Source organism: Dyadobacter chenwenxiniae (genome assembly GCF_022869785.1).
Classification (GTDB): Bacteria; Bacteroidota; Bacteroidia; order Cytophagales; family Spirosomataceae; genus Dyadobacter; species Dyadobacter chenwenxiniae.
On record NZ_CP094997.1, the window covers coordinates 6,205,001 to 6,230,444 of the forward strand.

The following is a 25,444-nucleotide window of genomic DNA, read 5'->3' on the forward strand; positions in this document are numbered from 1 at the left end:
TTACCCAAGAGCTTGCACATTAACATCTTAACAATCTTGATCTCTTCTACTTCCAATATGACATGAAAAGAGTAAAAAGTGCAAGAGTACAAAGTTCATGAGTAAGATTACTCATAAGACTTTTAACTCTTAAACTCTGAACTCTAACTCAAAGAGCTTGTTGGTGACTATTGGCCTGGTGTTCACCTCTTCCCATCCCGAACAGAGAAGTTAAGCCCAGAACCGCCGATGATACTTGGATCAAACCTGGTAAAGTAGGTAGTCGCCACAATACCATTAAATACGAAAGACCATCTCAAAAGGATGGTCTTTTTTTGTGCCCATTAACCAGTGTTTACCTTTTTCCATCCGGAGCAGAGAAGTTAAGCCGGGTTAAATCAAAAACTTGTGGAGCGTATAGGATTTATATAGGTTGGTGTTTTTAGTAAACCTCATTAGTTTTGGAGAGTTTCCTGCCTATCATTCAGCTCTATTACCAGAGTTCATCCTCGAAAATTTGAATTAATTTCCACTGACTGGCCGGCCTGAGTCTTCCACGTGCATATCGATAAGAAAAATGCGGACGAGAATGATCCGGAAAGAAAGGACCTACTCTCCAAAGCCTCTTTTCGACAATTACTGTTCAGGATTTGTCAATTCATGGCGATAAGGTCTTCCTTCACATTAAACGCCGCAGATGGCTCAATACCAAGACTGGAAAAGCAGTTTACAGAGACGGGACAGAGGTAGCTAGTGGAACACGGATGACCAGTAAGTTTTTCGCTTTTAAAACCGGACTGTCGGGCAGGCATAAGTTGATACCGACCGAGTAGTGCCTAACGTTGCAAGATTTTATGGTGTTAATAGTAGGGGCCTGCTACGCGAATTCGGATCGCCGAAGCGGAAAAAATTGGTGGATACGAGGCCTAAGGATGTTTGGTAGTATTGGGCGTTATTAAGGCGTGAATGGCAAGGATAGCTATTACGTTAAAATTCGTAATTGTCAGAGTGGCTTCAGGAAGTGGAGCTATCTGTTGGACAGTGACACCTCGAAAGAGTTCCTGCTATTAGTAACACTTTGCAAAAGCCGAACACTTGTGGTAATCAAGAAGGAGGCGCTCAACTGGTCTTTGAGCGCTTTCCAAGCCTTTAAAATGCATATGATCTGAGATGGTTCGCCGCGTGATTGGAGCTCAATCTTTTTGAATGCTATCGAAAAAATATATAGGTTAACCAGACTATCCAAATGGAGTGAAAAGGATCGCCGATGCTAAGGTCCGGTGATCTGGCTTCAAGTAATTCTTCATTTCCTCAAAAAGTTGGTTTAGTTCAAGAGGCTTTCGCCATAGATTCTTTATCGCCGAACTTCCTCTCACCGTCTTCGATGTCGATCCGCGTTGATTCAAGCTCTGATGCCGAAGATGCAGTCGAAAATTTCGGTATTCTAGTGACCATTGAAAGTTATATTTGGCGTAGTTCTGCCTTCAAAAAGTGCCGATTCGAAGGTTCTTCCGGAATTGGCTTTTCTCACTCAATTGCTAATGGACTTTAATCCAAATTCTGTTTTACCAAATCTACATTCTCAAACAACTTCATTAATGGCATTGTCATTTCATAATTACCCGTTTCAGATATGATCCGGAGTTAATTAGGATTAATTTATCGCAGAATGATTATTTTTTTAGTAAAAGTGATAGATAGTGCAATAGATTTCGGTGATCTGAGTCAGCCGTTTTTAATTTGAGAGTATAAACAAGCTGTGCGTTGTTCACCTATCCAACCTGTGTTTTGCCGTTTTATAAATAATACAAAAAGCCGATAATCAATTGCCTTTGTTCAGTAAATTTTGTCGATAGGAAAGTACAGGCCTTTATCAGTAACATTAGCATTTAGGTACAAAGCCTTTTCAAGACCAAGGATATACAATTGGGTAAATAATGTCATGCTAATACTTTTTGCTTACGATCAAATCATAGATATGGAAACTGCTTCAATCAATCTGGTGACGAATGAAAGCAAGGTGAAACGACTTGCTTCTATGGATGCACTACGCGGTTTTGATATGCTGATGATTTCAGGAGGCGGCTCGTTTATTTATCTATTGGGAGGAAAAACAGGGTTTGCTTGGGTTGATGCTATTTCCGCCCAGTTCGTGCATCCAGAATGGCATGGGTTTACATTTTATGATTTCATATTTCCGCTCTTTCTTTTCCTAGCTGGCACATCTCTTTCGTTTAGCTTAACGGGTGGGCTCGCCAGAGGCATTTCCAAATCAGCGCTTTTGAGTAAAACATTTAAACGAATGCTGATCCTGGTGGCATTGGGTATACTCGATAAAAATGCACCCATTGATATCTTTGATCTTGCGCAAATACGCTACGGAAGTGTGTTAGGAAGAATAGGACTTGCAACGTTCATTGGAGCTATTCTTTACATGAATTTTTCATTTACGAGCAGGATTTGGATCGCGATCTCCACATTAATACTATACTATCTGAGCCTCGTCGCGATTCCGGTTCCGGGTTACGGAGCGGGAGACCTTTCCTTTGAAGGGAACCTCGTCGGTTGGTTTGACAGAAATTTCATGCCCGGTAAACTGAAACAAGGCACTTATGATGAGCTAGCATTGCTAACTCAATTTCCTGCTATTTGTCTGACATTATTCGGAACAATTGCAGGTGATATTTTGCTTCGTAATCAGGTTGTGGGAAATAAACTGAGACAGCTTTTCCTTTGCGGACTTATCGGAATCGTTACAGGCTTGTTCTGGGATCTTGTTTTTCCAATTAACAAACATCTTTGGTCCAGTTCATTTATTATGCTGACAACGGGAATGGCATTCACAATGCTTGCCACATTCTACTGGGTCATTGACGTGAAGGGCTTTAAAAAGTGGGCTTTCTTTTTTCAGGTTATAGGCATGAATTCCTTGGTGATTTACCTGGCTGTACGGTTTATCGATTTCAACGCTTCCTCCAAATTACTTTTTGAAGGATTTTACAAATATGCGCCGGAGAGATGGCATGAGGTGTTTAACGCATTGGGCGGATTTGTTATCGTCTGGCTCTTCTTGTACTTTCTTTACCGCAATAAGATATTTGTGAAGGTCTAGTCAAGAAGCGATACGCTCTTGCCAAGATATTTTCCATATCGCTTTGCCTCCGACGCTAAGGATTTGATCCTAGCCTTCGTAATTTTTTCGAAGGGCAGCATCTCAATCGAAATCGTGTCTTTTTTTATAACGCGCTTCCACAAGCCTTTCACTTTTCCGTCAACAAGGATTGTAGGCATAAACATTCCGTTGTTACCAGGGACAATTTTGGATGCATAATGGGGAGCTAAAATCAGTGAACGATCCGTATAACCGAGCATATACTCGTCAAAACCGGGCAGTAGAAAAGTGGATGATAGGGAGTTAAATTCAGGATGTTCTCGCCCTGTCCAATACGCTTTATTTTCGAATTCGATCCTTTCGAGCTGAGATGTAACCGAATTAAGCCCTTCGCGCGCATCAGTAATCTTTAATCCTGACCACCAGACAAAGTCGTTCAGCGTCGCCGGGCCGTGGCTGTTGAAGTAACGCAATGCTAATGCTGCCAAAGCTTCCTTACCTTCTGGATTTTTGGAATGGGGAACCCATTCATCTAGCAATACATAAGTTGCCTGCTTTTCATTGTGCACGCCAAGACAAAGCACTTGTTTCTGCGCAAGATGATTAATAATATGTATGCCGCGCTGGCCTGTCGTTGGAATGCCAGCGTTCTCTAAAACGCCGTACACGTCACTCCGCATGAGCTGCTTACCGCCTTCCATTGCCCGAATAAGCAAATCATGACTTTTGTTAAAAGTCGCATCATCCAATTCCAGTTGACGGTTGCGGCCGGCCGATCCGGCAATAATCCTTGGCGTAAGCAATTTCAGCATCCATCGAACGTCGTCCGCAGCAACAAAGTGTAATGTTCCTCGCATTGGCCACGTCCTGACGATTGCTTTTCTTGCGATAGCTTCATCAATATCCGCTTCTGTTCCGTTAGGCAGGCGCAAACCCAAAGACCATTTAGCACCTACATAATCCTGCGCCTGAATGGCACCCATCCAGGCGACAATTTCCTCCGGTGAATGGGAAGGGTTGTGAGAGATCTGCTGATTGTAAAGGCGCAGTAATATGATTTCGTCAGTGGTCATATTAATGATGGGTTCCTGGATAATGGCTGTAAATTAATTCTTTTGCAGATATATTTCGGCCCACCGCAAGTCTTCCGGCGTAGTGATCTTTATGTTTTCGTAGGAACCGGATATCAAATGAATTGGATAACCTGCTGCTTCCAAAACGCTGGCACAATCCGTAAACTGATCATTATAGCCCATTTCAAATGCTTTTTGCATCCAGTCCAGGCGAAATGTTTGCGGGGTCTGGATTAATTGGAAGGCGCTCCTGTTCATGGCGGCGTTTTCGCCGTTTGCTTCCACTTTCCTGATAGAATCTTTTAGCGGAACACTCGTTACGGCGCTGCCCTGGTCAGCGGCTTTTGCAAAACTTGCGGCAATTATTTCCTTGCTGATCACCGGCCTTACGCCATCATGCACTGCAGCAAGTCCATCATTTCCCTGAATGCTCTTCAATCCGTTTTTAACCGAGGCGAAGCGGGAATCGCCACCAGCAACTAATGTATATGTGATGGAAAACAAATGATCTGCACAAAGCTGCTTCCAATAGTTTATCTGGCTATTGGGAAGCACTAAAACGATCTTTAACGATTCAGAGTAGTTCCTGAAAGCATTGATGGTGTGCATCAGGATCGGGAGACCATTTATTTTCAAAAACTGTTTCGGGACCTCGCTCTTCATGCGATTACCGCTTCCTCCCGCAACGATTATAGCGTATTCTTGCATAGCAGTCATAAAAAAATGGTCAATTATGTATCAGGAAATCATATCCTTGACCATAAATGACCATCTTGAAATTTTTATTTAAACTTAAATTATCAACATCGCGTCGCCGTATGTGAAAAACTTATATTTTTCCTTGATTGCAAGCTCGTAAGCCTTCATCACTAAGTCAAAACCACCAAATGCACAAGCCGACATCAATAGAATCGATTCGGGAAGCTGGAAGTTTGATAATAGTGCATTGGCAATTTTAAAATCGTAAGGTGGGAAAACGAATTTGTCTGTCCAGCCTTCCACAGCTTTGAGATGTCCGCTTGCGGAAACGGAAGATTCGACAGCTTTCAAAGACGTCGTTCCAACTGCACAAATGCGTTTTTTGTTATCTATGGCTGCATTTACAATGTCAGCACTGCTTTGTGTGATCCGGTAGTTTTCGGAATCTGTTTTGTGTTTTGTCAGATCTTCAACATCCACGGTCCGGAATGTTCCAAGCCCAACGTGCAATGTTACCGGAGCAAAGTTAACACCTTTGATTTCCAAACGCTTCATAATCGCCTTCGTAAAGTGCATTCCAGCCGTTGGAGCCGCAACTGCACCAACGTGTTCAGCAAAAATGGTTTGAAAACGCTCCCTGTCCGAAGTCTCAACTTTACGTCTGGAAATAATTTCCGGAGGAAGCGGCGTTTCACCCAACTCGTCAACCAGTTTCATGAAAGCGTCATTATCGCCGTCATACAAAAAACGGATCGTACGCCCACGGGAAGTCGTATTGTCGATCACCTCAGCAACCAGGTCGCTGTCTCCGAAATAAAGTTTGTTGCCAACACGGATCTTACGGGCCGGATCAACCAAAACGTCCCAAAGGCGCATTTCACGGTTCAGTTCGCGCAAAAGGAAAACTTCAATTTTTGCGCCTGTTTTTTCTTTTTGTCCGAATAGACGGGCTGGAAATACTTTTGTATCATTAATGGCCATTACGTCGCCGTCATCAAAATAGTTGATAAGGTTAGCAAAGGTTTTATGTTCAATTTCTCCTGTTTTACGGTGTACAACCATTAAGCGGGATTCGCCGCGGTCTGAGGGATGAAGTGCAATTAAACTTTGGGGAAGATCAAACTTAAATTCGGATAGCTTCATAGCTGAATATTCTGTGAATTTCTTTAGTCGTGAGCCAATAAGGCAATCGTGTACTTCTTATGAAAGAATTGTTGAGGACTGGATTACTTGCATAGTTGTTCCAAATTCTGTAATTTTTATGCAATCCAACATTCCAAAAATTAAGACCGCAAAAGTAGGCAATTTCCCGGTAAAATACAAGAGGCTGGGTCCTTAAAGATTACGCAGGCTGCGCCGCTTCCAGCCAGGCGCTTTTTTGTTTTCCAAACCAGCTGACTTTTCAGCTCCCGAATCCGCTTTCTGCATTAACTGAGCTGTAATAATAGCTGCTAGTTTCGATGCGTCTTCTCGAATTTCTCCAACCAGCATTCCAGGCTGAAAATGATTTGAGACAAAATTGGTGTCAAAATTTCCCGAGACGAACACAGGGTGTTTCATCACAAACTTGCAAAAAGGCAATGTGGTTTGCACGCCCGATATCTGGTATTCATCAATGGCGCGGATCATTTTCTGGATCGTTTCGTTGCGGTCGGCACCATAAGTGATCAACTTTGCGATCATGGGGTCATAATAGATGGGGATTTCCATACCGAGCTCAAAACCGTCATCCACTCTTACGCCATTGCCGGCTGGTTTTACATATGTATGCAATGTTCCAACGTCAGGAAGGAAATGATTGGCAGCGTCTTCGGCATAAACCCGCACTTCAATCGCATGCCCCTTGATGCTCAAATCGGTTTGTTTTAATGTCAGCGGCTTTCCTTCTGCTATGAAGATCATTTGTTTCACCAAATCAACTCCTGTAATCTGTTCTGTTACGGGATGTTCTACTTGGAGGCGCGTGTTCATTTCTAAAAAATAGAAATTTCCTTGTTCATCCAGGATAAATTCGACCGTTCCGGCTCCATAGTATCCGCAAGATCTCGCCACATCAATAGCGCAACGACCCATTTCCACCCTGATTTCATTAGAAATAGAAATAGACGGCGCTTCTTCGATCACTTTCTGGTGGCGGCGCTGAATAGAACATTCGCGCTCAAATAAATGGATAATGTTGCCATGCTGATCGCCAAGAACCTGAATTTCAATGTGCTTGGGAGAAGTAATGTATTTTTCGATGAACACCGACCCATCGCCGAAAGATGTTTGTGCCTCACTAACAGCCCTGTCCATTTGTTCGTCAAAATCGGTTTCGTTATTTACAACCCGCATGCCTTTGCCGCCGCCACCCGCAGATGCTTTGATCAGGATGGGATAACCAATCTCCATGGCCCGTGTTTTGGCCTCGGTGCGGTCGGTTATAGCCGTTTCTGTGCCAGGAACCATTGGAATGTTATACTGGCCTGCAGCTTGTTTTGCAGCCAGCTTACTGCCCATAATCTCAATCGCCTCCGGCGAAGGTCCGATGAAAATAAGGCCTGCTTCCTGCACCATTTTGGCAAACCCGGCATTTTCGGACAAAAAGCCATAACCTGGATGTATCGCATCGACATTCAGATCTTTACAAACCTGAATAATTTTATCACCTCTCAAATACGACTCTGAAGATGGCGCGGGCCCAATGCATACGGCTTCATCCGCGTAACGCACATGTGGCGATTTCCTATCGGCTTCACTAAAAACGGCAACCGTCGCAATGTTCATTTCCCGGGCCGTCCGCATGATCCGCAAGGCAATTTCCCCGCGATTTGCAACCAGGATTTTTTTTATAGAGCGCATGGATTGGTCAGAATTTTGGTGGTAAGCTGTGAAAACAAGGGACGGGTGCAAAGTAGCATTTTTATTATTTTGCTAACTTACACTTTATCCTAATGTCGATATAGTATTAAAGTAAGCGCAAATTTTTTTAATTTTTGCATTTATCTAACATTTTTGTATTAATTGGTTACCCACATAAAATAACAGCGAGTGGATATTTTCGAGAAATTGCGCAACAACTCTGGTCCTATCGGGACACCGGCCAAAATGCTGAACAGTCACCACTATTTTTCTTTTCCCATGTTGGAAGGAGAGTTGGGTCCGCGCATGAGATTTATGGGGCGTGAGGTGTTGAATTGGAGCCTGAACAACTATTTGGGATTAGCCAATCATCCGGAAATTAGACAAGCTGATACCGATGCAACTGCGAAATGGGGGCTTGCCTACCCAATGGGTGCGAGAATGATGTCGGGGAAATTCAACGCTTCATGAGACTTTTGAAAAAGAACTCGCTGAGTTTGTTGGCAAGAAAGACGCATTCCTTCTGAACTACGGCTATCAAGGCGTCATGTCGGCAATCGAATGTATTTGCGACCACCGGGACGTGATTGTTTACGATGCTGAATCACACGCTTGCCTTATCGATGGAATCCGGTTGCACAAGGCGAAATTAGGGGAGTACTACAAGTTTAACCATAATGATATGGTGAGCCTTGAAAAAAACCTGATCCGCGCAACAAAGCTGGCCAATGAAAAAGGTGGTGGCGTCCTGGTCATTACCGAAGGCGTTTTTGGAATGTCCGGGAAAGTAGGCGATTTGAAGGCCATTGTTGAGTTAAAGAAAAAATATGATTTCCGTCTGCTTGTGGACGATGCTCATGGCTTCGGCACAATGGGTGAAACGGGTGCCGGAGTAGGGGAGCTTCTGGGCGTGCAAAAAGAGGTTGACCTTTACTTCTCTACTTTTGCAAAATCAATGGCCGCCATCGGAGCGTTTATCGCTTCGGACGATCCGGAAATTATCATGTTCCTCAAATACAATATGCGCTCACAAACTTACGCCAAGGCACTTCCTATGCCATACGTTGAGGGCTGCCGCAAGCGTCTGGAAATGATCAAAACAATGCCTGAGCTGCGTGCGAAGCTTTGGGAGAATGTGAAAGCCATGCAAGACGGACTTAGAGGAAGGGGTTTCAATATCGGCGAAACTGAATCGCCGGTTACGCCTGTTTTCCTGCATAGCGAAGGCGGAGTTCCCGAAGTAACACGGATGGTTCGTGATTTGCGCGAGAATATGGGTGTCTTCTGTTCGATCGTTGTGTATCCCGTTGTTCCCAAGGGACAGATCATGCTGCGCATTATCCCTACGGCTGCACATACATTGGAGGATGTGGAATATACTTTGAATGCGTTCACAACTTTGGCAGATAAGTTGAAGAACAGAGTTTATCAGATTGAAGACGTGCAGGAGGTTGTAGAATAAGAAATACGCATTATTTGCTTTTTTGAGGGCTTTTTTCTAAAAAGCCCTCTTTTTTTTGATTTTATTTTGAAAATTTAATAATAACTAATACATTGATTTATAACTACTTATACAATTGCAATTGATTAATTGTATTTTAGAAGTGTTTTTTTTTGTTTTTTGGGTTGCGGGAATGCTTTTAATTACTAAATTTCGGTCAAAACATGCGTTTTTAGCGTGTAAAAGGCATTTTTAAAAACTAAAAAACAAACACAGACATGGCAAGATTTGATGAAGTTAAAGATTTGATCCTTTCGCTTGAGGGCGATTTCGATAAGTTCTATGAAAAAGGTAACCAGGCTGCTGGAACACGCGTTCGTAAAGGTATGCAAGACCTTAAAACGTTGGCTCAGGATATCCGTGCCGAGGTTCAAAACAAAAAGAACACCGCAGAATAATCAGAGGCAAATAATTATTATGTGAAGCCCGGGCCGTGTGTGTCCGGGCTTTTGTTGTTAAAACTTTTCTGTATTGATCATCGTAGCCACGCCACGTGTTACAACTTTTTTCGTCGATACATCCACGATCTCAGTTGAAATCTCAGCAATGTGCTTTTCCGGGTTAATGGTTTTGATAGTAAAAACCGCCTTGTAATCGGTTTCGACGAACATGGGACGAAGGAATTCCAATGTTTGTTTTAGATAAATGGACCCAAACCCGGGGAATTGTGTTCCCAATACTTTCGTAAAAATGGTGGCGCCCAGCATGCCGTGAATGATTGGCTTTTTGAATGAGGTCGTCGCGGCATATTCAGCGTCAAGGTGGATAGGGTTGTTATCGCCGGTCAGGTCTGCAAAGCGCTGAACTTCCTCCTGGGTTAACCGGAATGGCTGTTCAAAACTACTATCAACAACAGGTTCAATATTCATACAATCTTTATTACGGTAAGAAAAGCCTAAAATTCGGTCAATTATCCGATTGTTGCAAACGGTCCGGCCGGTTAGAAGCCGGCGGGTCAGCTATAAAGCAAAAGAAGCCGTCCCGGAGCGGGGCGACTTCTTTTGCTGATTTATATATTTTGTTTACTCTTCTGTTTCCTCCGCTATAACCGTAACGCCATCTTCTAATGCTACACCTTCGATAATTTTCGGTGCCCTGGCATTGTTACGTTTGTCTTTAAACTTTATGACCTGCATTTTCAATGTATCAATAGCTAAATCAGTTGCTTCCTCGAACGTCGTCCCCTGCTCTCTCACAAACATGGTTCCTCCCGGAACATAAAGCTTAACTTCAAGAAGTTTAGTCTGTAACTTGGCATTGTCACTTTTATCCAATTTCAAAAACACCTCTCCACTAGTAATACGGTCATAAAACGTATCAAGTTTATCTAACTTTTGTTGAATAAAGCTCAACAACTTAGGATCGGCGTCAAAATGAATTGCTTGCATTTGCAGTCTCATAAGCACTTTGTTTTAAGGTAAAACATATTTTAAAACCGTTCTGTCAACATGTATGCCGGGATCGCCCATACATTTCAGATCAATTCAGCCCAATCTCAGAACTTTCCCCGAACACCATTTTTGATCTTAACGGTATATTAAATAAAGGGAAATAATAGGGTAATGTCAAGCAAACCGGGTTGTTTTTGGATATATTTATTTTATCTCAACTATGTAGATATAATTCGTTAAGCTTCTTCCAGAAGTGTCCGGAAAGATACATATTGACCACTAAAAAGAGTGTGATGCCGCTCCTGCAAATCTGCCTGAAAGTGCGTCTGGTACGCTAAAAAATCCTCCATAGTCCGGAACGAAAACTGCGATGTATAAGTGGACCCTTCGTTTTCGATCTCAGTGAGTAAGCGTAGCAGCTTGCATTCCAGGGGCAATTTTGTTGCCAGGATTTCGGGGATATGAACTGTCTTCATGTAATGCAGCCACTCTTTTTCTGCGGCGTAGCTGATATTGACAGTAATGTTAAATATGATCATGATATTTAAAATTTAGGACTTTTTGTTGTGCAAATATCAAGCATAATGCCCGGTTGAGCGTTACATTTGCATACTTTTACGTATTCACCATAAACTGATTTTATATGAACGCGCTTATACGTGCCCATTCAGGCCTCCGTTATATAGTGTTGGCACTTTTGATTGCTGCAATATTTACTGCTTACTCCAATTGGCAAAAAGGTGCTCAGGGCGACAGCAAAATATATCTGTTCGCATTCATTGCCACACATACGCAATTGCTGCTCGGACTGATCCTTTACACCATGAGCGCGAAAGTGAATTTTGATCTGATCAGCGAAAAGGTTTTCCGTTTCTATTCGATCGAACACATATTTATGATGCTGATCGCCATTGTGCTGATAACGGTAGGGAGAATAAGGTCGAAGAAACTGACTGGCCCCGCCAAGCACAGAACGGTGCTTTACTTTTATGCCATGGGCCTGATCATCATTCTCGTTGCGATTCCCTGGCCTTTCCGAAACCTCGGCTCGGGCTGGTTCTGATTCGGGTCGTCAAGACTTACCAAGTCTTCAAGACTTGGTAAGTCTTTCTCCTCCCTATCACCCAAACAAATCGCTGGACAAATAGCGGTCGCCACGGTCGCAGATAATGCAGACGATTACACCTTCCTTTAATTCTTTTGCAAGCTCTACGGCTGCCCAAGTAGCACCACCACTACTCATTCCCGCGAAAACAGCTTCTTCCCGCGCTAGTTTCCTGGTCATAAACACCGCATCGTCTTGCGTAACTTCCATTACCCGGTCAACGCGGTTTCTTTCAAATATTTTGGGAAGATATTCAGTAGGCCATTTCCTGATGCCCGGAATGCTCGATCCGTCCGTCGGCTGGCAGCCCACGATCTGAATGTCCGGATTTTGCTCTTTCAAATAGCGCGAGACACCCATAATGGTGCCCGTGGTGCCCATTGATGAAACAAAATGCGTGATTGCCCGGTCGGTATCCTTATAAATTTCCGGGCCGGTTGTGTTGTAATGTGCTTTCCAGTTATCTGCGTTTGCAAATTGATTTAGCATAAAATAACCGCCTGCTGCTGCCTTTTCCTCCGCAATGTCCCGTGCGCTTTCCATTGTTTCCGAGAGCACCACTTTGGCACCGTAAGCTTCCATTGTTAAAACGCGCTCCTTTGTTGAGCTTTGGGGCATTATCAGCTCGATTTCGAGGTTAAATAAGCGTGCGATCATGGCCAGCGCAATGCCTGTATTTCCACTTGTGGCTTCAATCAGCTTTGTTCCTGACGTTACTTCGCCGCGGTCCATAGCACCTTTAATCATACTGAATGCAGCGCGGTCCTTCACGCTTCCACCCGGATTGTTGCCTTCAAGCTTTCCAAAAATTTTTACGTCTGGATTGGGATTGATTTTTTTTAATTCAACGAGGGGCGTATTTCCAACCAGATCAAGAAGTGAGAACATGTAATGTTATTTTGTAGAGGTAAAAAATGCTAATGTTCCAATCAGATAGGACGTGATAGAACTGCTATGGGTGCCATCCGGAACCGGTATCAGCTGAACATTTGCACCCAAAGCTTTCATTGTCGTATACGCCTTTTCTGAATTGAAATAAAACACCAGCTGGTCCGCGTCACCGTGATATAACTGCACAGGAACTTTCGGTTTCCAGTTGTAGACATCATTGTCTGCAATGGCTGCAACAAAGTCGGCATCTTTTCCATCATTCAGATCTTTCTTGAAACTTTCGTTCAGAATGGAATCAAAGCTAACATTAATAGGCGTTGTAATCCCGGACTGCGTGATTCCCGCTGCATAAGGTTCTTTGAAATAATAGGAAGCCGGACGGTTTAATTTGTAAATGCGGTCATAGGTCAACAGCACCCAAAGATAAAGTGCGTTATAGGAGGCAACGCCCTGTGTTTTTGTATTAATAACGTGTTTCATGAACGCTGTTTTATCGTAAGCGCCTGCTCCACAGCTGGAAGCCCGCAAATTAAACTCACCGGCAGCTTCGTCTTCAATCATTTTATGCAAAGACATGGTCGCATAACCGCCTTCGCTATAACCTGCAATGTACAATTTCTCATCCCACTTTACGTCAGTCCGGCCTTTCAGAAATTCCTTTGAGGCTCGCAGCATATCCAGCGAAGCAGAAGCCAGGCTTGCCCTGTGCTCGTATGGATGCGGAAGATCTTTTGAAGCACCATAACCAATGTAGTCCGGATATGCGATAATATAGCCCATTGAGCCAAACAATGAACCGAACGAGGCACCTTCGGAACCATCCTGGAAGTTGGAAGGCGCAGAGGAATCATCGCGGATTGTGCCATGCTGTACACTGATCATGGAAACAGGATTAGGCGTCGACGGCAAAATTAATGCGCCGGATGCCATGATGTCCGTTCCGTCCGTATTCTTGGTCTTATAAGTGATTTTGTAAACTTTAATGCCGTTTTTTACATACCCTGCTAAAATTGGGTTTAACGCGGTTGCTTTTTGCGCAACCTGCTGTTGGGTCAGCTCAGTAATGACACTGCTTTCCTCGAGATATTCATTCTCAACCGGCGGGTCAATGGGTAGTGGCTTGTCATCCTTGCAGGAATAAAGCAAGAGCAAAGTCCAGACAAGCAGGAAGGATAGTCTTTTTTGAAACACTACGATCGTAAAATTTTGCATAATCTTATAAAAACAGGTCATCGTTCAAGTGTACATAACGAACGATGACCTGTTTTAGATCAGGGAATTGCGGATTTTCTGACTTAAATTTTTCCCATATACCAGTTGATCATCCGTGCAGTAGCGTCTGGTCGCTCTACCATCCCCAAATGTCCGGCTTCGGAAAGGATGAAGGGGTAGCTTTGCTTTGGAAATTCAGACAATGTGATCACGCTTTCAAACGGAATCAGCTTGTCCTGCATTCCGATAATGAACAAAACCGGGAATGGCATCCGCGTGAGCACGGCCGTGCGGTCTGGCCGACTGCGCATGGCGTTAATGCCGGCAATGAGTGCTTCTGCGGGAAGTTTTCCGAAATGGGTAATGTGTTCCTTAACCCGGTCGGGATAAAGTTCTTTGTAACGCTCTCCAAAAAGATTTCCGGCTGTATTTTTTACAAATGCCTCGGTACCATGGTTTTTCAGCAATTCAATGGTTTGGTTACGCTGGTGTTTTTTTGCCTCGTCGTCGGCATAGGCAGTGGAGTGAAACAGCCCGAAGCCTTCCAGCATGTCCATGTATTTGTCGGCAAATGCAAGGGCAATATAACCGCCCATCGAGTGGCCGATCAATGTGCATTTCGTAATGTTAGCGTTGGTCAGAAACCGGTGCAATTCGTCTGCATAATCTTCAACAGACTGGCAGAATGTGAATAAGGAAATATTGGGCCTGACTATTGTGAAATCTTCATTAAGCGCGGCATCAAGGTTATCCCAAATCGTATCATCTATGCCATGTCCGTGTAACAATACCAAAGTTTTCCGGTGTAGATTCATATAGATTTGCTTTCAAGGTTGAGAACTTGTTTGGCTAAATATACATAAACCTTAGGCTTTCCGGGCTTTTTTAGACGAATAGATTGCGTTGCAAGTGCTGATTCGGCCTATTTTTCAACTGGCCATCTCTTCTTCCCGCAATGCTCTTCTGAGAATTTTACCCACATTGGTTTTAGGCAATTCACTTCTGAATTCTATGCTGCGCGGAATCTTATATCCGGTCAAATTTTCCTTGCAAAACGCCTTCACTTTCTCTTCCGTCAGCGCTGGATCTTTTTTGACAACAAAGATCTTTACCATCTCCCCCGATTTTTCGTCCGGCACGCCTACACACGCGACTTCCAATACACCAGGACATTGCGAAACGACTTCTTCAATTTCATTGGGATACACATTAAAACCGGAAACCAGGATCATATCTTTCTTCCGGTCCACGATTTTGAAGAAACCGTCTTCATCTTCATACCCGATATCGCCGGTCTTAAACCACCTGCCGCCTTCGTCTTCAAAAATCACTTTCACAGTTTCATCCGGGCGGTTGTAATAACCCAGCATAATTTGGGGGCCTTTGGCACAAATTTCTCCTTTTTCGCCTAGCGCAGCCCAGGTTTCGTCATCTTTCAGGATGCGCATTTCTGTGCTGGGGAACGGAAGTCCTATCGTGCCCGACTTATGATGATCATCCAGCGGATTTACAGAAAGCACCGGGGAGGTTTCGGATAACCCGTAACCTTCCACAAGTGGACAGCCGGTTATTTTTTCCCAGCGTTCGGCCACCACTTTTTGCAAAGCCATGCCGCCGGCAATGGTAATTCTCAGTTCAGAAAAATCAATAGAAGCAAAATCGGGATTGTTCATCAGGCCGTTGAACAATGTATTCAGGCCAGGGAAAATATGGAATTTGAATTTCTTCAATTCCTTTACAAATGCGGGAATATCCTTTGGATTGGTGATCAGGATATTGAGCGCACCCCATTTAATGCCACACAGGCCATTGATTGTCAATGCAAAAACATGGTACAAAGGCAGCGCACCCACAATGGTAAGTTGCCCTTTTGCCGGCGAACGCCTCATTTTGGACATCAACCATTCATTAATGCCTTCTACATTTGCAATCAGGTTGCGGTGTGTAAGCATTGCGCCTTTTGAAACGCCGGTCGTGCCGCCTGTATATTGGATAAAAGCAATGTCAATTCCAGAGACATTCGGTCTTTTGTATTCACGGCTGGCGCCAATGGAAAGTGCTTGTGAAAAGGAAACGGCTTCCGGAACATTGTATTTCGGGACCATCTTCTTCACGTATTTCACCACTGCATTAACGATTAGCTTTTTTGGAAAGCCTAAAAGATCGCCGATCTCTGTAATGATGACATGCTGAATATTCGTATTTGCAATGATCTTTTCCAGGTTAACCGCAAAATTCGCCAGGATCACGACCGCTTTGGCACCCGAATCTTTAAACTGATGCTGCATTTCACGCGGCGTATAAAGCGGGTTGGTATTGACAATTACCAAACCAGCACGCAAAGCGCCCATCATTGCCACAGGATATTGCAGCAGATTAGGCATTTGAATGGCGATCCGGTCACCCTGAACCAGGCCCAGTCCTTGTAAATAAGCTGCGAAATTTCTGGATAGCACATCAACCTGCCCAAATGTAAGCTGCTTGTCCATGTTGGTGTAGGCAGGCTTCTCCGCGTTATCACGGAAGCTGATTTCCATCATTTCGAGGAGGGAACCGTATGCGTCGGGGTTTATTTCGTAGGGGATGCCTTCCGGATAATTTTTCAGCCACGGATAGGTATCCTTTGATATAGCGATCATAATTCAGAAATGGAAAAGGGTGCAAAAATGCGTGCGTTTTTAAAAATCAAGGTAACAATAACCAAAGGAAATATTGATCTAGTCCAATAAATTTTTTAAAAAACAATAATTCTCCAATTATAACGGATAAGCGCGCAAAGAATTATTTCCGTGCCAGTTCCCATCGCCAAAGGGGCCCTTCATCGGGATCGTTTACATCCTCTATTTGCTTAAAACCTATTTTTTCAAGGATTTTTACAGAAGCATTTTCCTCTCTGAGAGTATGCGCAACTATTTTGTGGACACCCGGCTGTGCGAATGCATGCACGGTTAACCCTTTGGCCGTTTCTGCACCCAAACCTTTGGATCTGTGGGAAGACGTGATTTCATAACCAATCTCAACCATTCCACTGGCATCCGGTTCGCCCTTGTAGCCGCAAGAGCCGATCAGCATGTTGTCGGGAATGTGTATAATCAAATAAACCCACCAGTCACGCAAAGGAGGGTGGGCCTTCCAGCGATGGTAAGAAGGAGTAAAGGTGTCCCGAAACTCGGTCCACTTCTTGGGAACATTAACACCCATTACGCGTGCTAATGCATTATTACCCATGCGAATGGCATCGAAAAGCGTATCGTCGCAGGGCACAATCCTTAAATTGGGGGTTAGAATCATATTGATAATTTAACCCCCAATTTAGAACATTATGAGTTGTTTTCGTCAAACCGGTCAGTTATTGCTTTCCGGATGGCCTGATGCGGGCGCATTCCGGTGGCCCGTGACCTGGGAACTGCGCGATCTGCGGAAGCATTGGATTTGGCGCGTAAAGCAAGGTTGGAAACTGTTAAATGGCTGTTTCTCCATGCATCATATTCTTCCTCTCCCATTACATCCCTGCTCACCTGACCGTGCGCATAGCCATCTCCATACGAATGAACGCGGGTGTCGGTCAGTGTTTTTCTGCGTTCCGCTTCCAGATTTTCAATCTCCGCTTTGATCTGCGATTCTTCCTGTTTCAATTCTTCCAGGGCAGGCATTACGGCAATGTCGTTTTCAAGAATGCTTTTTTGTGTCAAATGAGCGGTCAGGGCTTCTTGCAGCGGCTCCATTTGTCTTAAAATCCGTTTTCTTCTGCGTCTTAGCCGCCATAATTTGGGATCAATTTGGAGCCATCGATACCAAAATCCTTGTAACACCGGCAACGCCATACCCAGTGAAACCGCACCTGCAACCGCAAAAAGCACACCGCTTAATACGAAGGAAAGTAATGCCCACGGACTATTGACAAGATCCAGGTTCAGTTGATCGGAGTTTCGAAGCGCTTCTTCGATTTTGTTTGTCAGTTCAGGGCTGTTTACCGGAGCGCCTGTCAACGGGTCAACGGCATTTAATTGCAAGTTTTTGACAGACTTGTTGATCGCTTCTTTCAGCTTATCGGTGCGGTAAGCTTCATAACGGAACCAGCCTAAAATGATTAATGTAACAATGGCGAAAATGGAGAGAACCAATTTAAAGCCCGCATAGCGAGATCTCGCCTTTGGCGTTTCGTTTCTATGGTAGGGTTCTTCCACCAAACGGTCATAGGCAGGTTTCAAAAGAATTGACAACATGGCTAAACCGATTGCAAATGCCCAGGCTTCATTGGAGTTCCTGATATTCAGCGCATATGCCACAATTTCGTGCGAAATGATCAAGTCACCCGCAATGAAAGAGATACCCGCGGCCAGAAATATCAGCCCTGCAATTAAGGAATAGGATGGCGCTTTGCTCGTGCGTTTTTCCCTTAACTCCTCGGTGACGGCATCGATCTCAGCGATTGACTTTTCACTATCCTGGATCTTTTTTGCAGTATTATTAAGGCCCATCACCTCGTTTTGCAGCTTGTCGTAGGCCGTTTTGTGCTGCCGGATCGTTTCCTGCTGCTTATTTTTTACTGAAAAAAGTTCTTCTTTCTTGGTGTTAATTCTTTCAATAATCCAGTCGTGATTTACATTACTGGACAAGTATGCTTCGTACACCTGGCGGTCAATGCCTTCAATTCCACTGGAATATCCGTGCTGAAAATCACCGCCCTGGTTTGGATTCTGCTCGTTCATGACTTTATGTATTTTGTATGATCGAAAATGAATTTTGATAAAATACCAGGCTCAGCTTCGAAAAAGCCATGCCCGGGAACATTAATCTCTGCTTTTTCGGATCAAATTTAGCTGCCTCGTGCTCAGCTCGTTTTTCATCCTTCTAGCCAGGAAAAACTCACTTTCGAAAAGTTTAACCAACATATCCCTTTTTGCGTAAAGCCGATCCCGCTCGGTCTCAGCTGTGCTTTGCTCCCGGAGTATTTGCCATTTTTTGACGCGCAACTGGTCAATTTCCTCTTGAAGCGTCTGGCATTCCGTTTCCCAGTTATAGTTATTGTCAGCAAATTCCTGGCTGTCTTTTCTAATGTTGAGCCAAGCCTTTGTGTCGTTCCATAAAACCGTAATGTTGCTTAGCAAAAGCTTTCCTGCGAACATAAAAAGGAAGAAAACGAACACAAACAGCGCAAATGCCTGCCACCAGGTCTGATATGTGATCACATTAGCAAACACAAACAATGCTGCCGCAAAAGGAAGCCCGATCTCTTCCAGCAGCGACTTCCACGTCACGCGCGAATCGGTGTCGTGAAAAAGAGAAATTTTGCCAAATAAACTGAACATCCCAGCCAGGAATACACCCAGCGCAATCCACGAATTGTCCGCGAATGCCGGTTTGAGAGACTCCCGGATCAGGAAAAAGTTACCGATACACATAGCAATGCAAAGGCTTATGCCGATCAATGTGCGGGGTAGGTGATGCTCGCGCTCAGTGTTGTTAACCGGGTTTTTTAATTTGTCCTTTAATTCCTCAATACGGTTATTTTTCTGCCCGATAAAAAGGTTAAACTCCTGAATACGTTCATTATGCTGTTCAATGCTGGCGTTGTATCCTGCTGCCAGATTGGAGAAATATTTCTGGATAATGTCTGTCTTTTCATGCGGATCGGATTCCGAAAGTCCGAACAGCACGCCTTCGTCACGCAATGTATCTTCGTCTTCCAGCCAATACGGAATGATGACTTCCACTTTCTGTATTTCCGGAACCTCACTCACTGCCGGTTCAGGCATTTGCACAGGCTTGGTCGTTGCAGATGTAATAATCTGGGAACGGTTTTCCGGCAAGGATGAGGCAGCGTTGGTTAAAGGAGAATAATCGGAGGGAGCGTTGGGAGCTGTTTCGTTTTCAACAGGCTCATCATCATAGTATTGGTCCGCGTCGGATGCGTTGGGGCGGAACCAGTTCGCAATCAGTTCAGTCAATTTTGCCATTGTTTTTCATGGGTTAACCTGCGATTATCCATGAAAACAGAGAAAATTGCTACATTATTGTGATGACCGGCTATTAAAAAAGGTAAGCATCTGGTAATTAGGACATTTCAAACATCTTCTGTAAAGCCTGCCATAATTTTTTCTTCAAATTACGATCAGCCTCGATGACGGGCAATGTATCTGTGAGCAGGAACCAGACTCCATCGACTAATTTCGGTGTGTAAGGCATCAGTAGCAGGTCCAAATGCAGCTTAATGAGCGGCACGCCGAAGGTGATGAAGAAATTGGTTTTCTTTTCTGACAGCACTTTTCGCGCGTCCGGACCTTTTAGGAAACTGTAATTAACAATGTCCGCTTTCTCCACAGAGTGACCGACTGCTTTAAGGATATTGTCCAAAAATACAGACTCCGATGCAGCCATTTCTTTCTGTTTAGGCGCGTCGATGAGGATCAGGATGCTATGCAGCAATGCCGGGAAATCAGCAACTGGCAATGTCGGCGCAGACGCTACGGATGGCGTTTGGGAGATGGGCTTGGCAATGATGGTCGGAGTTTCGGCGATTACGGCAGCGGGCTCAGGCTCCTTAATGACTGGTTTTTCCACAACCTCCGGCGCAGCACTCGCCCCCACACGGAACAATGTTTCGTTTTGATATAGTATCTGAAAAAGCGCTGACGATGAAGACATTTGTGGTTTAATTTGTAATTATAGCTGACCAAAAAATGTAGATGGCTGGCTCCAAATGCCCAGTTTTTGCTTCTTAGCCTGAATTTCCAGATTGGAATATTCCTGACTTTTTGAATACTTTTTGAAATGCACTGCCAGTCCGGCTTTTACCAACTCCTTATTCAAGATCCTGTTATTCGGAAGCACAACTTCACCCAATAACCTGCCGTATTTATCGAAATTACCTGCATGCCTGATCTGAACCGTCTTGCGGAAACATTGCTGGCTTGTATACTGCTTCGCAACTTTATAATATGGTCTTCCGCGCTCCGGGCAATTCACATGCAATAGCCTGATCCTGATCGGTTTGCCCATTCTCTGACCTGCTTTTTTGCCGGAGAAAAGAAATTTCAGCTCAATAGTGTCGCCATCCTGAATCCCGATAACCTCTGCCTTTAAAGGATTTGGTAAGTCGTAATGCTGCTGAATATTGGCATTTTGAAGGCGACTTGCAATGTCATTATTAAAAGATGAAAGCGCGAGGATAACTGTCAGCGCAATCAAAACATGGGATTTTACTCTACTCACTTTTACTCTAATTACTTTCACTCCAATCACTTTCACTGTTCTTCAAGCTTGTACCACTTAATGTCGTTGAGGGGCTTCCTGCGGGCGGCTGTTGCCGTTGGCGCGTAATGTTTTTCCAGGTAATCGAGCACCTGTTTTTCTGTTTCGCCAAGGTCCCAAAGGTTATGGTTGGCCTGCATCCAGCGAATTTTCTGCTTCCAGCCGTCTCTTGTAAAGCGATTGGCAATGATCAGTTTAGACGAATGACAGCTTGTACACTGCGCCTTCACCATATACAGGTTCGGATCCGTTACCAGTCCGGTTTCCTTGTCTGTTTTTGTAGTGTCCAAAGCCACTTTTACTATTCCTGACCGATTTTCGATACGTGTTTTGGAGCGAAAAGCGGTTGAAACCAATCCTATAAAAAGGAAAAGGGTAAGCAGCAGACAAAGATTTTTATTTTTGATCAAATGCATTGCAGGGATTTTTCAATAATTAACCCACTTTAACCGCGATTCGCTCGCACGCATTGTTCAGGTAACCACCCGGATTCCAAGCGGGTATAACCATAGGCTGCGCATTTCCTTTGTCGTCGGTCGCTTTTGCCCAGACTTCATAATAACCCTTTGATGGAAATTTCACCTTAGCGCTCCAATGTTGCCACGCCAGCCGGTTAGCAGGTGCTTCCAGCTTGCAGTCCTTCCACGTTGCGCCGAAGTCAATCGAAACTTCCATTTTTTTGATCGCGCGGTCGCCCGCCCATGCATGTCCGCGTAATGCCAGTTCGGCGTCAGGCGCAATCATTGCTCCCGATTTTGGAAAAGTAATGAGCGATTTTACAGGCATGGATTCAATGATCTTGAAATATTCATCTGTTTGCGGCACATCTTCGCCCGGTGAAACGGGGCTTTTAGGCATTTTATAACTGTGGCCTTCCATTTTGGCGCCATCGTGCACTTTATTACGAACGGAGATCCGGCTAAGCCATTTGCCCGAAACGGATGCCGGCCAGCCACCAATGACCAACCGCAATGGATAACCGTGGAATTCTGGGATATCCTTACCATTCAATTGCCAGGCAATGATCGTTTCATCCTCCATGGCTTTGGACATCGGCACGCCGCGGGAAATGGATTCTTTTTTCGGGTCTTTGCTCAAATGCTGGTCTTTTCCGTGGTAGCCAATGTAAACCGCATCGCCTCTGACGCCAACATCGGCCAGTACATCTTTCAGACGGACACCGGTCCATTCTGCACAATGTACTGCGCCTTGTCCCCATTGATTGCCCGATGCCTGCGGCTGAAAGCCCGAGCGGCCGTTACCGCCACATTCAAGGACCAGCTGGTAAGTGTAATGCTTAAATTTCTTTTTCAATTCTGCGAGCGTGTAAGTCTTCGATGCTTTTACCGATTCCCCGTCGATGGTCAGCGTCCAGGAAGCAGCATCGATTGTTTCCGGGATAAGTCCGTTGTTTCTGATAAACATCTTGTCTACCGGCGTAATGCGGTCATCGAGCAAATGGACGGGAGCTTCCACATTCCAGGGCTTATCTCCCTGAACGATCATTTCCAGGCTTTTGCCTTTCAACGCGTCCTTTTCATCAAATAGAAGCGGGACATAACCTTTGGGCATTTTGTCCGCAAAAACAATGTTTGTACCCATTGCGGCAGCTAGTGCAACCAGGCTGCTTTGCTTCAAAAAGTCGCGTCGGTCAGATGCAGAATTCATTACGAGGTTCAGAAATAGTTCAAAATATCAAACGTCGAATTTACGTAAACCATATTATTAAAGCACCCGATTATACCGATTTAAGGGATATTTAATAAAAAAGAGGCTGCCCTTCGGACAACCTCTCGCTTCAAGATAATAGTGTGTACTGACACTCAGAACATTACTCACTTAAAATAAGTGTATGTATACGTTCGACAGGAGAATCTACATTATGCGTTACTATGCTTTGATAAACGGCCCCGCAATGGCAAGCACCGCTGCTTTTGTCAATGGTTCGTCAAATGCTTCTGTAACAGCCGCATCCGATTTGGAAGCAAGGCCTTTCAGGTTTACACCGCCTTGTGTCATGTTTTCCTCACCAGCATAAATCGCGGGTACAGCGCCTTCTTTTCCTGTAATCCAGCCTTTCATAGCAGGATTTGCAGTTACAGTCGCCGCCAATCTGCGGACAACAGCTGCGTGACGTGCTTCCACAGAGTGAACTTGCAATGCATATTCCAGGATTTGCGGATCAGCCTTTAATGCAGTGGCTTGTCCTTTATAGGCACGAACGCCTGTATCTTCCAATGCACTTGAAACTGTTACGAATGTTTTGTAATTGGTAAAAACATCACCAAAAGCGCCGCCATATTGGAAGTCGAATGTTGGTTTTTTAATCGCCTTAGCGCCCAATGCTTTCACAAGGAATGCTACGTGTTGCGTTTCGTGCTTGCCGATTTGAGCGAAAATTGCTTTATCTGATGCAGGGATCAGGTTAGCAGCTGCATTTCCGGCTTTGTAAAACTCATCTTCCAGGTATTCCAGCGTCAAAGCGTAATTTAACACTTCAATGGCTGTTGCAGACTGTGCAAATGCTTTGTTTACGATTGATGCAAAGACAGTAGGAACTGCAACTGTTGCTAGTTTACTGCCTATTTTACTCATGAAGTGACGACGTGTAGCGTACTCAAGTCGGCCCGCTGCATCTCCGTCAATTCTTTGAAAATCATCTATAATTTTGAAAATATCCATTGTTTCTGAATCAAATTAGTGTTTTAAATTATTTACCTACGTTGGCACCTGTGATGGTGTCCTTTACGTAACCCTTTACGGCAGCGAGGATATCGGCCGGGGCAACCGCTTTGTCAAATCCGTCACCATTAATGATGTCGTCGCCTGCAAAGTCAACAGATTTAGGATTGATCAGATCACGGATAACCGCAGCGTGACGGGCTTCAACGGAAACGATTTTTCCGGCAAGCACCAAATAACCATCATCTTTGATCAGTTTTCCTGCACCATTGTACGCCGCAACGCCTGTATCCTCAAAAAGCTTGGCTGCGCCCAGTACAGCATCGCGTTTTGTGAAATCAATGGCAGCGAAATTTGGCGTAAGTCCTTTGATCGCTTTGTCGCCCAATGCAGCTTTGAAAAAGTCGCGGTGAATAATTTCGTGGTCGCGGATATCGGTAAGGATCGTTTTTTCCGCGTCGGTCATTCCTGAATATGGTGTAGCAATAACCTGTGTGTAGAATGCGGCTTCCAATTGTTCCAGCGCGTATGCATAGTTCAATACACCTACATCTCCTGAACCCAGGTCAACGGTGTCACCTGTTCCGGGGATCATTGGGTCCGGATCATCATCGTTACATGCAGCAGCAATGACAATAGTTCCGAGCGATGTGGCCAATCCGGCAGAACGCAAAAACAGACGTCTGTTTACTACTGACGTGATTTCCCCTTCTTCCTTTCCGGAGTTGTTTTTTGATTTCATTAGTCTGTTCATAGCAATAAAAAGGTTTCTTGACTTTCCTTTCGGGTATCGAAAAGATTTTACAGACCTACGCCCTCTTATTTACTTTAGATCAATGGAAGGGAAAAAGGGTATTTTTTTTGAAAGGGGTTAAAAAGCAAAAAGAGCCTATTACTAGACTCCTGATGCTTTCAGACTAACCGATATTTAATAAAATAACGCTGAGTAAATATATTTTTATGCCGTGATAGCTAAGTGAGCTAATTGTGAAGCTGATAACTTGTAGATTTACTGCTACAAATTATATACTAATAATTTTGACTCAAATATAAATTATTATGTTGTTTTATTGGAGAGAATAGGCGAAAAAATTTGGATTATTTTTAAGATCCTTTGCCAGCGTTTCCTGAGGGGGAATTTTCACGGCAAGCATTGTGCGCTTGACGTGAAATGCTACAACATGTTGAGACATTGTGCACGCAGCATGAGATGGGGAAGGGTAGAAAATTTGTTAATATCTGATTATCAACTTAATTTGTATATTCCTGAAAGTGGCATTATATTATTCCGTGCTGCTTCCACAGGTTTACCTTACACGATCAAACATGATGAAGAAACTGATACTGCCTGCCTTGTTAATGACCATTTTGGGTGCAACAGAAGTGCAGGCAAATACGACAAAAGCAGGAACCTTCGCGCTGTGCAGCACACAGGGTAAGGTGGCGGTGAGACCGGACGATTTACCAGAAGCAGTCAAAAATACGTTGTCCGGCGACGCTTATGCAGGGTGGCAGGTGACCAGCGCTTTTTTAGTCACGAAAGAGGATAATTCTCAATATTTTGAGGTGAATGCTAAAAAAGGAGAAGAGTCTACGGTCATCAATTTGGATAAATATGGAAAGAAAGTTGATTGAAGCATTTCTTGATATATTTGTCAGCTCTCAATGAAAAGCCGGAGAATTCTCCGGCTTTTTGACTTTTGT

25 protein-coding genes, 2 rRNA genes and 2 pseudogenes (1 of these 29 only partly in view) are annotated in these 25,444 nt (G+C 44.2%); 8 read left to right on the forward strand and 21 right to left on the reverse strand.

Translation table 11 applies throughout. The features are described 5' to 3' along the window. The 3 genes and pseudogenes from MUK70_RS26625 to MUK70_RS31305 all read left to right on the forward strand — a co-directional run. A 23S ribosomal RNA gene (locus tag MUK70_RS26625) occupies positions 1 to 20 on the forward strand (it extends 2,802 nt beyond the left edge of the window). Positions 21 to 159: 139 nt separating this feature from the next. Further along, positions 160 to 271, forward strand: a 5S ribosomal RNA gene (rrf, locus tag MUK70_RS26630). A gap of 340 nt (positions 272 to 611) precedes the next feature. Next, positions 612 to 812 (forward strand): annotated as a pseudogene (locus MUK70_RS31305) (ISAon1 family transposase N-terminal region protein); the annotation flags it as partial. 496 nt (positions 813 to 1,308) lie between these two features. Here MUK70_RS31305 and MUK70_RS30900 read toward each other — a convergent pair. Continuing rightward, entirely contained in the window at positions 1,309 to 1,434 is a 126-nt protein-coding gene (locus MUK70_RS30900; RefSeq protein WP_255716677.1) for a hypothetical protein, read from the reverse strand. Positions 1,435 to 1,957: 523 nt separating this feature from the next. On the opposite strand from MUK70_RS30900, the gene MUK70_RS26635 reads away from it, so the two are divergent. Then, positions 1,958 to 3,091 (forward strand): acyltransferase family protein, encoded by a 1,134-nt coding sequence (locus MUK70_RS26635; RefSeq protein WP_234656773.1) that lies wholly within the window; start codon positions 1,958 to 1,960, stop codon positions 3,089 to 3,091. On the opposite strand, the gene MUK70_RS26640 is transcribed toward MUK70_RS26635, so the two are convergent. The 4 genes from MUK70_RS26640 to MUK70_RS26655 form a co-directional block, all read right to left on the reverse strand. Further along, on the reverse strand, positions 3,088 to 4,164 hold the full coding sequence (locus MUK70_RS26640; RefSeq protein WP_234656774.1) for a winged helix DNA-binding domain-containing protein: 1,077 nt from the start codon (positions 4,162 to 4,164) through the stop codon (positions 3,088 to 3,090). The two genes, MUK70_RS26635 and MUK70_RS26640, sit on opposite strands and share 4 nt — an antisense overlap. A gap of 33 nt (positions 4,165 to 4,197) precedes the next feature. Then, a complete protein-coding gene (locus MUK70_RS26645; RefSeq protein WP_234608452.1) occupies positions 4,198 to 4,872 on the reverse strand; it encodes a 2-C-methyl-D-erythritol 4-phosphate cytidylyltransferase in 675 nt (224 codons plus the stop codon). A gap of 84 nt (positions 4,873 to 4,956) precedes the next feature. Then, complete coding sequence (queA, locus tag MUK70_RS26650; protein WP_234608337.1) at positions 4,957 to 6,006, reverse strand: tRNA preQ1(34) S-adenosylmethionine ribosyltransferase-isomerase QueA; 1,050 nt, start codon at positions 6,004 to 6,006, stop codon at positions 4,957 to 4,959. 192 nt (positions 6,007 to 6,198) lie between these two features. Beyond that, a complete protein-coding gene (locus MUK70_RS26655) occupies positions 6,199 to 7,704 on the reverse strand; it encodes an acetyl-CoA carboxylase biotin carboxylase subunit (RefSeq protein WP_234656775.1) in 1,506 nt (501 codons plus the stop codon). A gap of 189 nt (positions 7,705 to 7,893) precedes the next feature. Here MUK70_RS26655 and MUK70_RS26660 point away from each other — a divergent pair. Together MUK70_RS26660 and MUK70_RS26665 are read left to right on the forward strand one after the other, a co-directional pair. Further along, a pseudogene (locus MUK70_RS26660) lies at positions 7,894 to 9,166 on the forward strand (aminotransferase class I/II-fold pyridoxal phosphate-dependent enzyme). Between the two features lie 257 nt (positions 9,167 to 9,423). Then, the gene (locus MUK70_RS26665; protein WP_234608340.1) at positions 9,424 to 9,603 is read left to right on the forward strand and encodes a BF3379 family histone-like protein; all 180 of its coding nucleotides are present in this window, start codon (positions 9,424 to 9,426) and stop codon (positions 9,601 to 9,603) included. A gap of 57 nt (positions 9,604 to 9,660) precedes the next feature. On the opposite strand, the gene MUK70_RS26670 is transcribed toward MUK70_RS26665, so the two are convergent. The 3 genes from MUK70_RS26670 to MUK70_RS26680 form a co-directional block, all read right to left on the reverse strand. Further along, positions 9,661 to 10,074 (reverse strand): MaoC family dehydratase, encoded by a 414-nt coding sequence (locus MUK70_RS26670; RefSeq protein ID WP_234608341.1) that lies wholly within the window; start codon positions 10,072 to 10,074, stop codon positions 9,661 to 9,663. A 153-nt stretch (positions 10,075 to 10,227) separates the two neighbouring features. Continuing rightward, positions 10,228 to 10,605: an HPF/RaiA family ribosome-associated protein gene (locus MUK70_RS26675; protein WP_234656776.1), complete on the reverse strand. Its 378-nt coding sequence runs from the start codon at positions 10,603 to 10,605 to the stop codon at positions 10,228 to 10,230. Between the two features lie 227 nt (positions 10,606 to 10,832). Then, positions 10,833 to 11,135: a DUF4286 family protein gene (locus tag MUK70_RS26680; RefSeq protein ID WP_234656777.1), complete on the reverse strand. Its 303-nt coding sequence runs from the start codon at positions 11,133 to 11,135 to the stop codon at positions 10,833 to 10,835. 104 nt (positions 11,136 to 11,239) lie between these two features. Between MUK70_RS26680 and MUK70_RS26685 the strand changes: the two genes are divergently transcribed. After that, a complete protein-coding gene (locus MUK70_RS26685; RefSeq protein ID WP_234608344.1) occupies positions 11,240 to 11,659 on the forward strand; it encodes a cytochrome B in 420 nt (139 codons plus the stop codon). Positions 11,660 to 11,716: 57 nt separating this feature from the next. Here MUK70_RS26685 and cysM read toward each other — a convergent pair whose 3' ends face one another. From cysM to MUK70_RS26750, 13 genes are all read right to left on the reverse strand, one after another. Next, the gene (cysM, locus tag MUK70_RS26690) at positions 11,717 to 12,589 is read right to left on the reverse strand and encodes a cysteine synthase CysM (protein ID WP_234656778.1); all 873 of its coding nucleotides are present in this window, start codon (positions 12,587 to 12,589) and stop codon (positions 11,717 to 11,719) included. A gap of 6 nt (positions 12,590 to 12,595) precedes the next feature. Then, the gene (locus MUK70_RS26695; RefSeq protein WP_234656779.1) at positions 12,596 to 13,804 is read right to left on the reverse strand and encodes an alpha/beta hydrolase family protein; all 1,209 of its coding nucleotides are present in this window, start codon (positions 13,802 to 13,804) and stop codon (positions 12,596 to 12,598) included. Positions 13,805 to 13,887: 83 nt separating this feature from the next. Continuing rightward, the gene (locus tag MUK70_RS26700) at positions 13,888 to 14,619 is read right to left on the reverse strand and encodes an alpha/beta fold hydrolase (RefSeq protein ID WP_234656780.1); all 732 of its coding nucleotides are present in this window, start codon (positions 14,617 to 14,619) and stop codon (positions 13,888 to 13,890) included. Positions 14,620 to 14,733: 114 nt separating this feature from the next. After that, positions 14,734 to 16,443, reverse strand: a complete 1,710-nt coding sequence (locus tag MUK70_RS26705; RefSeq protein ID WP_234656781.1) for an AMP-binding protein — start codon at positions 16,441 to 16,443, stop codon at positions 14,734 to 14,736. 142 nt (positions 16,444 to 16,585) lie between these two features. Beyond that, positions 16,586 to 17,095, reverse strand: coding sequence for a GNAT family N-acetyltransferase (locus MUK70_RS26710; RefSeq protein ID WP_234656782.1), 510 nt, complete (start codon positions 17,093 to 17,095; stop codon positions 16,586 to 16,588). 29 nt (positions 17,096 to 17,124) lie between these two features. Next, a complete protein-coding gene (locus tag MUK70_RS26715; protein WP_234656783.1) occupies positions 17,125 to 18,516 on the reverse strand; it encodes a hypothetical protein in 1,392 nt (463 codons plus the stop codon). Positions 18,517 to 18,597: 81 nt separating this feature from the next. Further along, the gene (locus tag MUK70_RS26720; RefSeq protein WP_234656784.1) at positions 18,598 to 19,764 is read right to left on the reverse strand and encodes a hypothetical protein; all 1,167 of its coding nucleotides are present in this window, start codon (positions 19,762 to 19,764) and stop codon (positions 18,598 to 18,600) included. A gap of 97 nt (positions 19,765 to 19,861) precedes the next feature. Continuing rightward, a complete protein-coding gene (locus MUK70_RS26725; protein ID WP_234656785.1) occupies positions 19,862 to 20,452 on the reverse strand; it encodes a hypothetical protein in 591 nt (196 codons plus the stop codon). Between the two features lie 18 nt (positions 20,453 to 20,470). Beyond that, a complete protein-coding gene (locus MUK70_RS26730; RefSeq protein ID WP_234656786.1) occupies positions 20,471 to 21,019 on the reverse strand; it encodes a thermonuclease family protein in 549 nt (182 codons plus the stop codon). A 32-nt stretch (positions 21,020 to 21,051) separates the two neighbouring features. After that, positions 21,052 to 21,474, reverse strand: coding sequence for a hypothetical protein (locus MUK70_RS26735; RefSeq protein ID WP_234656787.1), 423 nt, complete (start codon positions 21,472 to 21,474; stop codon positions 21,052 to 21,054). Positions 21,475 to 21,493: 19 nt separating this feature from the next. Next, positions 21,494 to 22,726 (reverse strand): sulfite oxidase, encoded by a 1,233-nt coding sequence (locus tag MUK70_RS26740; RefSeq protein WP_234656788.1) that lies wholly within the window; start codon positions 22,724 to 22,726, stop codon positions 21,494 to 21,496. Between the two features lie 222 nt (positions 22,727 to 22,948). Beyond that, on the reverse strand, positions 22,949 to 23,740 hold the full coding sequence (locus MUK70_RS26745; protein ID WP_234656789.1) for a ferritin-like domain-containing protein: 792 nt from the start codon (positions 23,738 to 23,740) through the stop codon (positions 22,949 to 22,951). Between the two features lie 28 nt (positions 23,741 to 23,768). After that, a complete protein-coding gene (locus tag MUK70_RS26750; protein ID WP_234656790.1) occupies positions 23,769 to 24,494 on the reverse strand; it encodes a ferritin-like domain-containing protein in 726 nt (241 codons plus the stop codon). Between the two features lie 572 nt (positions 24,495 to 25,066). On the opposite strand from MUK70_RS26750, the gene MUK70_RS26755 reads away from it, so the two are divergent. Beyond that, positions 25,067 to 25,375, forward strand: coding sequence for a hypothetical protein (locus MUK70_RS26755; protein ID WP_234656791.1), 309 nt, complete (start codon positions 25,067 to 25,069; stop codon positions 25,373 to 25,375). The last annotated feature ends 69 nt before the right edge of the window (positions 25,376 to 25,444 follow it).